Below are 12,225 nucleotides of genomic sequence, written 5' to 3'. Positions count from 1 at the left end.
GATCCGAGCGGTGCCGGAGGCCTGCGCCATGCGGAACGCGCTCTCCGTCCTCATGGCGGCGGCAGGCTGCTCGTTCGGAGTGGGGAGGGCGTCGACGGCACGCCGGAGAGACACACGTCCGGGGTGCGGTGTTGGGCCTTTCCAAGTTGAACAGTTTCGCGGCAATCTGGGCAGTGCCGAAGCGCACCACGTCAGCCGTGAAGCGCCAGGCAGGGCGTCAGTTTCGTGCCCACCTGGTGCCCACGGTTGAGCGAGATTCGCCAGGAACGACAAGGCACGACGACTGAAATCGCGTCAGCGTGGTTCGCGGGCTTACGCGGAAGACCGACTCAGAGTGCACGGCAAGGATCGGCGCGGATCCCTCAAGGCGAGATTCAAATCCCTCCGTCTCCGCCACTTTTCGCCCGATCTGACGTCCTTCTGAGGCGTTTCAGGCGGTTTCCGTTCCTGTCCGGTCCTTCCGCACGCGCGCGAAGAGACTGACGCTAGCGGACCCGGTCAGGGTGTCCAGGCGGCCGGCACCAGAACCCACACGAGGTCCGCTCCGACAGTGGAGCTTGCGTGCCAGTTATGGGGCTCTTGCGCTTCAAAGGTGAGGGTGTCTCCCTGGTCGAGGTTCCACGAGCGGTCGCTGAACTCGATCCGCACCGATCCGCTGATCACGTGGACGAGTTCGATCTCGGCGCCGCTTCTGCGCGGATCGGCGGCCCCGTCGCCGTCGTGCATTTCGACGCTCATCTGGACACGTGGGACACCTACTTCGGCGCCCCCGTCACGCACGGCACTCCGTTCCGTCGAGCCTCGGAAGAGGGACTGCTCGACCTTGCCGCCTGTATGCACGTGGGAACGCGCGGACCCCTCTACGCACGTGACGACCTCGTCCAAGATGCTCAGCTGGGTTTCGCCGTCGTCTCTGCTGACGAGGTGGGCAGCGAAGTCACCGAAGTGAACATCACGATCAACGACGTCTACATCGCGTCGGAGAGCGCCGCCGACACGGTGGCCCGAGTGCAATGATCTCGTCCGCCAGAGTCGGGATACTCGTCGGGGCGGTTCTCGCCCTGACGTGGATCGTTCTCGGATTTTGGGCGTTCGTCCTCGTCGCGGGCGCGATGCTCGTGGGCGGCCTCGTCGGCCGCGTCATAGACGGGAAGCTGGACATCCGCGGCGTCGTCGACGCGGTGCGGGGTAAGCACTCATCGTCATGACCGTCCGGGAGGTTTCTGCTGAGGAACGGCCCAGGGGCCGAACGCGAATCACGCCGCGCGCGCTGAGCCGGGTCGTTTCCGCGGTGGCCGCCGAAGGCCTCGGCGTTCCGGTGGAATCCGTACGGGTGCAACTCCGGGACGAACGGGGAGCGCTCGCTGTGAACATCAGCACCGGCGCACCGGTGACACAGTGGCGCATCCCGGGTGCTCATCGCCCGGCGTTCCAAGGGCCGGGAGCGTCGCTCCTGAACCGTTCCGAGCATGCCCGGCAGTTGCTCCGCGATCGCGTCGCCGCCCTGACCGGCTCCACTGTCGGCAGCATCACGATCCGATTCACCGGAGCGACGATGCGGCCGGAGGCCCGCGTCAGATGAGCAGCGGACGGTCCACCTACCAGCGGATCCGTCGTCGCGAGACCCGCTCCCCCCGATCGGTGGCCGCCATCACGCTCGCCGTCGTCGTGATGGCGACGCTCGCCTGGTTGGCCGTCGAGATCGTGCTCGCGATGCTCGACCTGCCGCCCCTCCTCGTGGCACCCGCCGAGATGGCGGCTGCGCTGGTCGCCGTCACGTCGGTTCCCGGCGCGATGCTCATGGGTGCGGGGCTGTTGATCGCGCTAATCGGAGCCGTGCTCATCGCCCTCGCCGTCGCTCCCGGTCGCAGGGGCCGGCACCTCATGGAGTCACCGCGGAGGGTCGTCGTCGTCGACGACGACGTCATCGCATCGGCGATAGCGCGGCACGCCGCCTCGGTGGCAGGCGTAGGCCCCGACCAGGCACGCGTCACCGTCTCTCGTCGGCGGGTCGATGTGCACCTCACCCCGACGTCAGGCTTCCCCATCGACCGCGCGGCCGTGCTGAACGTGGTGGGCGACGCACTCGACTCCTACCGACTCGAGCCTGCGCTGGAGCCCCCGAGGCTGTCCGTCGCCGAGCAGGGGAGGGTGGGCGCATGAACAGTACGAATCGCGTCGCGAACCGCCTCTTTCTCCTGCTCGTCGGTCTCGTCCTGCTCGCTCTCGGCGCGACGGCGATCGGACTCTCCGTGTTCCCGGATTTCTCCGCCGCGTGGGACCGGCGGGCGCCCGAGATCCTGGCGGACGTCGAGGCATGGTTGCAGGCGCGCACCACCGGGCAGCCGAACTGGCTCCTCGCGGGTGTCCTCGCCGTCGCGGCCCTCGTCCTGCTGATCGTCCTCCTCGCCGTTTTCGTCCTGCGGCAGGGCCGCGGACGCACCGATCGTCTCGTGACGGCTGGTTCACGGACGGACGGCACCACAGTCGTCGACACGGCTCTCGCCGCAGATGTCCTCACCGACGCGCTGTCCAGCCAGCCGGACCTCGTCGGTTCGCACGTGTCGGCGTACCGCGTGCGCACGACGCCGATGCTCGACGTGACCGTGACATGCCGAAGGGGCGCGTCGCCGCGCGCGGTGAGCGATGTCATCGACGATTCGCTGAGCGACCTGGAGAACCTGGTCGGCGCGGAGATCCCGGCGCTTGTGCAGATTCGCGGACGCTTCTGGAGCCGCCGCCGTGGCGGCGCGTGAGGAGGGAATGAGACGGCCGAGCCCCGCGGCACCGCGGCCGCTCGATTCCCTGCAGGGCCTCCGGCCCGCGGCTGCAACCGACCGTCGCCCCGTGCCGACGCTTCTTCGTCATCGGGCGACGACCCGAGAACGTTCCGGGGGCGTCGCTACGCGGGGGCTCTCAGGGGCTCGAGGGCGGCGAGGACGAGGTCGAGGCCGAAGGTGAACTGCTCCGTCGGGTCGAAGCCGGCAGCGGCAAGCGCCGCGGCGGACTCGTTGAGGTAGGGGAACTCGTCGGGAGGAAGCTGGGGGAGGTAGACGTCCTCGGCCATGTCCGCGAGCTCATCGGCGGTGTCGAACGGCAGGCTGGAGGCCTGCAGTGCGAAGCCGTAGACATAGCTGTCGAGCAGCCAGTTGGCATGCGTGGCCATCAAGACGGAGAAGCCGGCCTTGCGCAAGCAGGCGATGACCGCTTCGTGGTGCCGGAGGTTCGCGGGCCCCGGCGACGTCCGCGACTCCATCAGGCCGATCGCCCACGGGTGGCGTGCGAGAGCCTGGCGGGCGGATACCGCCCGCCGTCTCATCGCCGATTGCCAGTCCGTCTCTTCGGACGGGAGCTCGATCTCCTCGAAGACGACGTCGGTCATGGCATCCAGCAGCTCATCCTTGTTCGCCACGTAGTGGTAGAGCGACATCGCGCCCGCCTCGAGCGCGTCGGCGAGCCGGCGCATGCTCAGCCCGTCGACTCCCTCGCGGTCGGCGAGCCGGATCGCCTCGAGCACCACCCTGTGCTTGCTCAGACCCGCGGCTGAAGCGGCCTGGCGTCGTGCTCTCGCAGGCATGGGTCTCCTCGGTCGCTCGAACGGCTTGACAATCGTACAGCGTACGCCTATCGTACAGCGTACTAGTACGGTGTACGAGACAGCGAGGGTCGCTGTTCGACCGTGAAGGAGGCATCCGTGCACGTCGAGCAGCGATCGAGGGCGGCGACGATGCGGGCCGCCGTCCAGCACCGTTACGGGCCGCCGTCCGTGCTCGAGGTGCGCGAGGTCGGGATCCCGTCGCCGGGTCGAGGCGATGTCCTCGTCCGGGTGCGCGCGGCCTCGGTGCATCCCGGCGACTACTTCGTCATGACCGGCGAGCCGTACGTGGTGCGCCTCGTGTTCGGGCTCCGCCGCCCGCGCCACGGCATCCCCGGCAGGGACCTCGCCGGCGCGGTGGCGGCGGTCGGGGAGGGCGTCACCGCTCTCCGTCCCGGCGACGAGGTGTTCGGCTGGAGCACCACGGGAACGCTCGCCGAGTATGCCTGCGTCCCGGCGGACCACCTCGTGTCGGTGCCCGCCAACGTGTCGGTCGTGGACGCGGCAGCGGTGCCCACGTCGGCACTGACGGCGTTGCAGGCGCTGCGCAGGATCGCGGACGTCCGACCGGGCCAGAAGGTGCTGGTCACCGGCGCGTCGGGTGGTGTGGGCTCTTTCGCCGTCCAGATCGCCAAGGCTCTCGGCGCCGAGGTGACGGGGGTGTGCAGCGCCGGCAACGTCGAATTGGTCCGCTCACTCGGGGCCGACCACGTCGTCGACTACACGACGACCGACTTCACCTGCGGCGAGAAGCGCTACGACGTCATCCTCGACAACGTGGAAGCCCAGCCGCTGGCGGCTGTCCGCCGAGCGCTGACGTCGACCGGGGTCCTCATTCCCAACAGCGGGCGCGGTGGCCGGTGGCTCGGCCCCCTCCTCCGGATCGTCAGAGCGCGCCTGCTCTCGCTGTTCACCCGTCAGCGACTGAGGCCTTTCACGTCGGTCGAGAAGCGTGAGGACCTGCTCGCCCTGGCTGACCTGATCGCGACCGGGCAGGTCATGCCTGTCCTGGATCGCACCTACCCTCTCGACGACGCAGCCGGTGCCCTCCGCCACGTGGCGTCCGGCCACACCCGAGGGAAGGTCGTCGTCACCGTCTGACGACCGAGCCGACCCGAACGACCCACCTGTGCGTCTGCACGCTCCCACCTGCCGCCAGTCCGGCGGACGGACCGCCCCTCTCGAAAGAAGGAACGATGACCATCCGAATGACAACCGCGAACCTGCTCGACGCCCCGCCGGTCCCCGTGCGAGCCAAGCTCGCCGCCGCGTGGACCAGCTTCATGTTCCTGTACGTCTACGTCGACATCCTCAACTTCTACAAACCCGGCGTCGTCGACGGCATCCTGAACGGCCTCGTCTGGAGGTTCGAGGTCAGCGCGGCATTGCTGACCGTCATGCTTGCGTCCGTGGCCATCCCGGCCGTGATGGTGATGCTCTCCATGACGCTGCCCGCCCGGGTGAGCCGCCCCGTGAACCTCGTCGCGGCATCGCTCTACATCCCCTATTCGGTGTTCAACGCTGCAGGGGCCACCTGGGAGTGGACCTTCTTCTACGGCCTCTCCATCGGAATCGAGGTGCTGCTGCTGGCCTTCATCCTGCGCTCCGCCTGGACCTGGCCTCGGATTCCCGCCGTACCGGCCGGTCCTGCGACGACCGACCTCCGACAGGGAGTTCGCCCGTAGGTATCCGTCTTCGTCGCGGTCCTGCCAGGCGGCTTGAGCGCCGAGGGATGCGGACGATTACCCTCGAGTTGAGGAGGTGGGATCTCGATGATCGCTCTCGCGCAGCATCTTCGTCGCAGTCCGTCCGGGCTCGGCCGTTCTGTGCTGCTGCTCATCGCCCTCACTGCCGCCCTCATCGCCGGGCTGCTGGCGATGCACACCCTGCATGCGCCCACCGCCCACGCCGAGCCTGCCGCGGTTGTGTCGGTGCTGGAATCCGGCGCGGGCCACGGCCACGACATGCCACAGACCGATACCGGCTGCGCGGACTGCGGCGGGCACGACGCCATGCTCGCAATGGCGTGCGTGCTCGCCCTGCTCGTCGTGTCGCTCCTCTTCGTCTTGCCTCGCGCGGGCCTCAGCTGGACTGCCGGGCTCGGTCGGGCCGGGCCCCGCCTTTTCGTCGGCCGGACTGCGCGGTGCCGGCCACCGTCTCTTCTCGTTCTCTGCATCAGTCGTACGTGACGGCAACTCGCCGACCTTCGTGGAGGTCAGCACGCTTCCGCGCTCGATCAGACGATCCTGCGCGCCACACAGACGACTGAGGAGAAAACAAGTGAAGAACCGTGCCGCGGCGACCGCCGCGATCACCCTGACCGCCCTGCTCGCTCTCGCCGGGTGCACCGGCACCGCCGGGAACGGCGGGATGGACAACATGCCCGGAATGGGCTCATCGGCATCCCCTGCCGCCGACGTGAACAACGCCGACATGCAGTTCACGATGATGATGATCCCGCACCACGAACAGGCCGTCGAGATGGCCGACATGATCCTCGCGAAAGACGGCATCGACGAGCGCGTCATCACCCTGGCCGAGCAGATCAAGGCCGCCCAGGGCCCCGAGATCGAGCTGATGGAGTCGTGGCTCGATGACTGGGGCACCCCTATGGGGGACATGGACGGAATGGACCACGGGGGGATGATGTCGGGCGCCGACATGCAGGCCCTCGAGGACGCCACCGGAGTGGAGGCATCCCGCCTCTTCCTGGAGCAGATGATCGTCCACCACGAGGGCGCCATCGACATGGCGCAGGCCGAGGTCGACAACGGTGAGAACGCCGATGTGATCGCCCTCGCAGAGGACATCATCGCCTCGCAGACCGCCGAGATCACCACGATGGAGGACATTCTGACGACACTGTGATCCTCAGGGGCCGGCTGCGCCCGGTAGCCGGCCCCTGACGACAGATCCCACCAGCGCGGGACGTTCGACCCAACGGGATAGTGCCGTCCCGGCGCACCATGAAGGCAAGGACCGACCACCTGGTCGGGCATGAGGGGCAGTCGGCTCATGATGCACGGAAATGGCTTCGGGTGGGGCTGGATGTGGTTCGGCGGCGTCATGCTGCTGCTCATCTTGGCGGCACTCATCATCTTGATCATCCGTGCCGGGACGTCGGGCTCGTCCCCGCGCCGGGAGCAGTGGACGCCGTCGGCGAACACGGCCCGTCAGATCGCAGAAGAACGCCTTGCGCGTGGCGAGATCACCCCGGACGAGTTCCGGCAGATCTCACGTGCGCTGGATGAACGGACCTGACACCGCCCGTCCGATCCGGCTACGGTGACAGCGTGAAATCTCCGACGCGAGTCCGCGCTGTCTTCGGTGCCGCTGGGTCGGTGGCCGTCCGCTGCGGGTGTTCCACCACATGCGGGGGAACACGATGAGGCCGCTTCGATATGCGATCAACGTCACGCTCGACGGCTGCTGCCACCACGAGGCCGGGCTCGCCCCCGACGAGGAGTCGATGCGCTACTGGACGGCGGAGATCGAACGAGCCGACGCCCTCCTCTTCGGCCGGGTGACCTACGAGATGATGCGGTCCGCGTGGCGGCGGCCGGCGACGGGCACCTGGCCTGACTGGATGAGGGAATGGGAGACCCCGTTCGCCGAGGCCATCGACCCGGCGAAGAAGTACGTCGTGTCGAGCACGCTGAGTGACATCGACTGGAACGCCGAACTCCTGCAAGGCGACCTGGGACAGGCCGTTCAGCGGCTGAAGCAGGAGCCGGGCGAAGGCCTGTTCGTGGGCGGTGTCACGCTTCCGCTCGCATTGGCAGACCTGGGGCTGATCGACGAGTACGTGTTCGTGGTGCAGCCCATCGTCGCCGGACACGGGCCGACGCTGCTCGCCGGCCTTCGCGAGCGCCTCCAGCTCGAGCTCGTGGATCGCCGCGATTTCCGGTCCGGCGCGGTCGCCCAGCGGTACCGGCATCGGGGAGCTGTCGCACGCTGAGGACGGCGCTCTTCTCACACTGATAAAGCCGCCTGAGGGCTCGATCGCTGCGTATGCGGCGGCTCGCGCCGGGCGGCTGCGCGCCTGCGCCTCGGATGCGCCGAGCTCTTGATAGGCGATTATCGATTAGTGTAATGTCGCGCTCGTTCCGCCTTCGCCACCGCCGCGGAGAGGGACCAACCCGTCAGGAGACCGCGTCGTCGCGGTCGCACACGAAAGGGCTGGAACATCGCGATGAAGCGATTCTTGTCAGTACTCGCGCTCGTGGGCACGTTGGTCGCCGCGTCGGCGACCGCCGCTCATGCCGCGCCCGACCCGCAGACCACCGCACACACCGAACTCTTCGTCGCTCCGGACGGTGATGACGGCGCGAGCGGCACGATGGACGCGCCGCTGCGCACCCTGGAAGGTGCGCGCGATGCCATCCGCGCGCTGAAGTCGTCGAGTGGTCTGCCGGAGGGCGGCGTCACCGTGTCCCTTCGTGAGGGCGTATACCCACGCGCCGAGGCGTTCGAGCTCGGCGCCGACGACTCCGGCACAGCGGACGCCCCCATCACGTACCGGTCGTACCCGGGCGAGACCGTCACTCTGACGGGAGGCGTGCAGCTCGACTCAGCCGGCTTCGAGCCGGTCGCCGACGAAGCGGTGCTCACCCGCATCGTCGACGAGTCGGCTCGCGGTCGGGTGATCGGGATCGATCTCGCCGCAGCCGGCATCACCGACTACGGCCAGCTCAGCCGCCACGGGTATTGGAAGGCGAACGACGTCAGCTCGGTGCCGCCCATGGAGCTCTACGTCGGCGGCGAGGGCATGACCCTGGCGCGCTGGCCCAACGAGGGGGGCACGGTGCAGATGGACGAGATCATCGACGCGGGACCCACGCGAAAGGACGCCGACCTGCAGGAGCGGGGAGGCACGTTCAGCTACACGTACGACCGTCCGCAGCACTGGACGCAAGCCGACGACGTGTGGCTCGACGGTATCTTCGGATACAGCTGGGAGTGGTCGTACAACAAGATCGCCGCCATCGACGCCGAGGCCAAGACGATCACGCTGCGCTACGGCGAGATGTCGGGGCTCATGAAGACGTGGTTCGAGGATTTCCACTTCGCCGAGAACCTCCTGGAGGAACTCGACGCTCCGGGCGAGTACTACATCGACCGTGCCACCGGGATGCTCTACCTGATCCCGAACCAGGCGTTCCTCGGCGGCGCGGACGCGACGGTGACGATGTTGAGCGAGCCGATGCTGCGCACGGACGGAACGTCGCATGTCGCGTTCGAAGAGCTCGTTCTCGAGTACGGCCGCGCGAACGCGGCGGTCATCCTCGGCGGCAGCAACGTCACGATCGAGCGCAGCGACATCCGGAACTTCGCGGACGGCGGTGTACTCATCAACTCGCCCGGCCGCTACACCTACGACGGCATCCCGGTGAACCGGGGCGGACGTGATCACGCGGTCATCGACTCGCGCCTTCGTCACATCGGCGGTGTCCCGGTCGTGCTGCAGGGGGGCGACAAATCGACCCTCGAGCCGGGACGCAACCGGGTCGAGAACTCGCACATCCACGACTTCGCGTACTACCACAAGGCCTACAACCCCGGCGTGATGTTCGATGGCGTCGGCAACATCGCCCGGAACAACGAGATCCACGACGCTCCGCACCCGGGCATCATCGTGCACGGCAACGATCACCTGATCGAACGCAACGACATCTACGACGTCTGCAAGACGTTCCAGGACCTCGGCGCGATCTACATGAACGCCGGAGCGACGCCGCAGCAGCGCGGCACGATCATCCGGCAGAACTACTTCCACGACACCGGCATCGGGCGGCTCGGCGTGGAGGGCATCTACCCCGACAACCTCACGATGGGGCTGACGATCGAGGAGAACGTCTTCTACCGGATGGGCAACGACGCGATCAAGAGCGGGTCCGGCGACTACATCACCGCGCGCAACAACGTGTTCGTCGACACCCACGTGCCGTACGACAACTACGAGATGTGGATGGGCGATCAGCCGGGCAACACCGTCGACACGTCGTACATGCCGGGGTGGGTCGAGCTCTTCGAGGCCAACAACGGCTTCGTCGGCACGCCGTACGCCGAGAAGTACCCGGAGCTGCTGACGTTCTTCGACGAGAACCACTACTTCCCCGCGAACAACGTGTTCGAGCGGAACGTGACCTGGAACCCGACACTCAGCCGGTCGGGGCAGGTGAACGAGCACGGGGCACGTGATGTGAAGAACCTGATGAACTACGCCGACAACTGGGTGACTGGTGAGGACCCCGGCTTCGTCGACTGGCAGGCGGGCGACTTCCGCCTCCGCGAGGATTCGCCCGTGTTCGACCGCATTCCCGGATTCGCGGCGATTCCGTTCGAGCTCATCGGCCCGCAGGGCAAGATCGGCCTGCCGCACGCCCCGGATTCCGTCGCCGTCGAGAGCATCCACCTTCCAGCGGAGCAGCTGACCGTCGATCTGGGCAAGACCGCGCGCTTCGGCGCCGAGATCGTGCCGTGGAACGCATCGAACCCTGCGGTCGACTACGTGTCGAGCGATCCCTCTGTCGCGACGATCGACGCAGCGGGCACGATCACGGCGCTTCTGCCGGGTGAGACCGTCATCACGGCGACCTCCCAAGCCGATACCGCGATCACCGATCAGGCTGTCGTCGTGGTCGCGGACGGCGACGGAGTGATGCACACGACAGACTTCGAGTCCGGGGCGAACGGATGGCCGGTCGACCCGAACCGCTCGATCGTCGAGGACGCCGACGGCGAGCATTGGTACCGCATCAAGGGCGGCGCCAACTCGCAGTTGCCCCGCAACTTCACCGACTACGTACTCGACTTCCAGGTGCGCACACCGGCGGTCGTACCCGAAGGCGGGATCATGCTCGTCTACGACCGGACCGGCTCGAACCCCGGCGGATATGTGCGGTACAGGCACGCTGAGGCAGGGCCGACCTGGACGATCTACGGCGCGCAGTGGCAGACCTTGAAGGAGGTGACGATGCCCGCCGGGTCCGGCTTCACTGCCGACTCCGTCTACGACGTGCGGCTCGTGGTCAAGGGCTCGGGCGTGCAGGTGACCGTCGACGGCGAGCCGGTGATCGAGGGGCCCAATCCCTCGGCGACGGCGTCCGGCAAGGTCGGCTTCTACGTCGAGAGGTTCACGGCGCTCGACTTCGACGACGTGACCTTCTCGATCGTGCCGACGGCTGTGACCGGAATCGACGTGTCGCCCGATCTGGCGACGCTCGAACCGGGGGAGCGACTCGCACTCGACCTTTCGGTAACGCCGTCCGACGCGACGAATCCTCGTGTCGAGTGGGCTTCGAGTGCGCCGGACGTCGTGACCGTCGACGAATCGGGCACCGTGACCGCGCTCGCCGCAGGGCAGGCGACCATCACCGCGACATCGTCGGCGGATGCCTCCATCACGGCGACCTCGACCATCGAGGTGCAGGCGGCCGAGCATCCGGTCATCGATCTGGTGAACCCGCTGCTCGATCCCGCCGGCTGGCCGGCCGCGGATGCGGTCGACTTCGATGAGGGGACGCTCCGGATCGACGCCGAGGGCGTGTTCGGCTACGCGCCCGAGACGTTCGGGAGCGGCCTGCTGCGGTTCAAGGCCGCCGTGGACGCATTCGACGGCGGGTGGTACGGGTTCGCCGTCCGCTCCGACCGCGCGGGCGACCCGGCGTGGGTGGGCGGCAACAAGGGCTACCTGGTCGTGATCAAAGAGGACGTGATCGAGTTCCAGAGCTGGAAGCCTCAGCAGACCATGATCGACGTCGTCCCGAACACCGCGGTCCGTGCCGGAGAGGAGCACGAGCTCGAATTCGGTGCCGTCACCGTCGACGGCGGCACACGCCTCGTCCTTCGCGTCGACGGCAAGACCGTGTGGAGCCACCTCGACGCGGGGGCCTCCAACCCGATCGCCGGGGAGGGGTACCTGAACGTCTATCACTACGTCGAACAGAATGCGCTCCGACTGCGGCCGGCTGCCCTCGACGACGGTGCGACCGCCGCTCCCGGCAGGGCATCTCTCTCGAACACGAGCGGATGGGAGTACGGTCTGCACGACGGCAACTACGACGTCATGATGAACCTGTGGTGGGGAACTCCCGGCACGATCTTCCGCCTCTACGAGAACGGTGCGCTCGTCTCGACGCGCGTGCTCGACTCGACCGGAACGATGTCGCAGAGCACCGGCGTCACCTTCACGGGCAAGCCCAACGGCACCTACGTCTACACCGGTGAACTCGTGAACTCCCAGGGCGTGACGGCGACGACGTCCACAACCGTGCAGGTGAGCCATGCCGCGCCCGGCGTGCCGACGGTGTCGCACGACAACAAGGACCGCGACGGCTCGTTCACGGCGAAGGCCGACCTGTGGTGGGGCACCAACGCGACGTCCTACCGGTTCGAGCTGAACGGCCAGGTCGTCGGTGAGGGCGAGCTGATCGCGGCGACGCCGGGCGCGCAGACCGCATCGGTGCAGGTGACGGGGATCGCGCCTGGCGAGCACACACTGGTCGCCGTCTTCGCCAACGCCAACGGCGAGACCGCATCCAAGCCGGTCAAGGTGACCGTGCGGTGAGCCGGCGAAGGGCTCGGGGGAGGGGGAGCGGTGCCCCCGCCCCCGTGCCCTGCCTAGGATG

General features: G+C 67.7%; 13 protein-coding genes and 1 pseudogene. 12 read left to right on the top strand and 2 right to left on the bottom strand.

Going from position 1 to position 12,225, the window contains the following annotated elements; translation table 11 throughout:
* Positions 1 to 498 precede the first annotated feature (498 nt).
* Positions 499 to 726 (bottom strand): cupin domain-containing protein, encoded by a 228-nt coding sequence (locus ACFRAL_RS16865; protein ID WP_378885171.1) that lies wholly within the window; start codon positions 724 to 726, stop codon positions 499 to 501.
* On the opposite strand from ACFRAL_RS16865, the pseudogene ACFRAL_RS16860 reads away from it, so the two are divergent.
* The 5 genes and pseudogenes from ACFRAL_RS16860 to ACFRAL_RS16840 all read left to right on the top strand — a co-directional run.
* Positions 658 to 927: pseudogene (locus ACFRAL_RS16860) on the top strand (arginase family protein); the annotation flags it as partial. The gene ACFRAL_RS16865 and the pseudogene ACFRAL_RS16860 sit on opposite strands and share 69 nt — an antisense overlap.
* Positions 928 to 1,013: 86 nt before the next feature.
* Positions 1,014 to 1,208: a DUF2273 domain-containing protein gene (locus ACFRAL_RS16855; protein ID WP_378885168.1), complete on the top strand. Its 195-nt coding sequence runs from the start codon at positions 1,014 to 1,016 to the stop codon at positions 1,206 to 1,208.
* A complete protein-coding gene (locus ACFRAL_RS16850; protein WP_378885165.1) occupies positions 1,205 to 1,582 on the top strand; it encodes a hypothetical protein in 378 nt (125 codons plus the stop codon). Before ACFRAL_RS16855 ends, ACFRAL_RS16850 begins: the two co-directional genes overlap by 4 nt.
* On the top strand, positions 1,579 to 2,163 hold the full coding sequence (locus ACFRAL_RS16845; RefSeq protein WP_378885162.1) for a DUF6286 domain-containing protein: 585 nt from the start codon (positions 1,579 to 1,581) through the stop codon (positions 2,161 to 2,163). The genes ACFRAL_RS16850 and ACFRAL_RS16845 overlap by 4 nt, the downstream gene beginning before the upstream one ends.
* Positions 2,160 to 2,756 carry a hypothetical protein gene (locus tag ACFRAL_RS16840; protein ID WP_378885159.1) on the top strand — a complete coding sequence of 199 codons (597 nt, stop codon included), beginning with the start codon at positions 2,160 to 2,162 and terminating at the stop codon, positions 2,754 to 2,756. Before ACFRAL_RS16845 ends, ACFRAL_RS16840 begins: the two co-directional genes overlap by 4 nt.
* Before the next feature lie 146 nt (positions 2,757 to 2,902).
* Here the strand turns inward: ACFRAL_RS16840 and ACFRAL_RS16835 are convergent, their stop codons facing one another.
* Positions 2,903 to 3,577, bottom strand: a complete 675-nt coding sequence (locus ACFRAL_RS16835) for a TetR/AcrR family transcriptional regulator (RefSeq protein WP_378885156.1) — start codon at positions 3,575 to 3,577, stop codon at positions 2,903 to 2,905.
* Between the two features lie 117 nt (positions 3,578 to 3,694).
* On the opposite strand from ACFRAL_RS16835, the gene ACFRAL_RS16830 reads away from it, so the two are divergent.
* The 7 genes from ACFRAL_RS16830 (at position 3,695) to ACFRAL_RS16800 (ending at position 12,164) form a co-directional block, all read left to right on the top strand.
* Positions 3,695 to 4,696, top strand: a complete 1,002-nt coding sequence (locus ACFRAL_RS16830; protein ID WP_378885154.1) for an NAD(P)-dependent alcohol dehydrogenase — start codon at positions 3,695 to 3,697, stop codon at positions 4,694 to 4,696.
* Between the two features lie 95 nt (positions 4,697 to 4,791).
* Entirely contained in the window at positions 4,792 to 5,280 is a 489-nt protein-coding gene (locus ACFRAL_RS16825) for a DUF6326 family protein (RefSeq protein WP_378885151.1), read from the top strand.
* Between the two features lie 87 nt (positions 5,281 to 5,367).
* Positions 5,368 to 5,784 (top strand): DUF6153 family protein, encoded by a 417-nt coding sequence (locus ACFRAL_RS16820; protein ID WP_378885148.1) that lies wholly within the window; start codon positions 5,368 to 5,370, stop codon positions 5,782 to 5,784.
* A 91-nt stretch (positions 5,785 to 5,875) separates the two neighbouring features.
* Entirely contained in the window at positions 5,876 to 6,463 is a 588-nt protein-coding gene (locus ACFRAL_RS16815) for a DUF305 domain-containing protein (RefSeq protein ID WP_378885145.1), read from the top strand.
* A 198-nt stretch (positions 6,464 to 6,661) separates the two neighbouring features.
* Positions 6,662 to 6,856 (top strand): hypothetical protein, encoded by a 195-nt coding sequence (locus ACFRAL_RS16810; protein WP_336394605.1) that lies wholly within the window; start codon positions 6,662 to 6,664, stop codon positions 6,854 to 6,856.
* Positions 6,857 to 6,980: 124 nt separating this feature from the next.
* On the top strand, positions 6,981 to 7,553 hold the full coding sequence (locus ACFRAL_RS16805) for a dihydrofolate reductase family protein (RefSeq protein ID WP_378885142.1): 573 nt from the start codon (positions 6,981 to 6,983) through the stop codon (positions 7,551 to 7,553).
* Positions 7,554 to 7,799: 246 nt separating this feature from the next.
* Positions 7,800 to 12,164, top strand: a complete 4,365-nt coding sequence (locus ACFRAL_RS16800) for an Ig-like domain-containing protein (protein ID WP_378885139.1) — start codon at positions 7,800 to 7,802, stop codon at positions 12,162 to 12,164.
* Positions 12,165 to 12,225: the final 61 nt, after the last annotated feature.

Source organism: Microbacterium sp. NPDC056736 (assembly GCF_042790415.1).
GTDB lineage: Bacteria > Actinomycetota > Actinomycetes > Actinomycetales > Microbacteriaceae > Microbacterium.
Note: the sequence above shows the minus strand (reverse complement) of the source record. Positions and strands in the feature narration are given on the sequence as shown.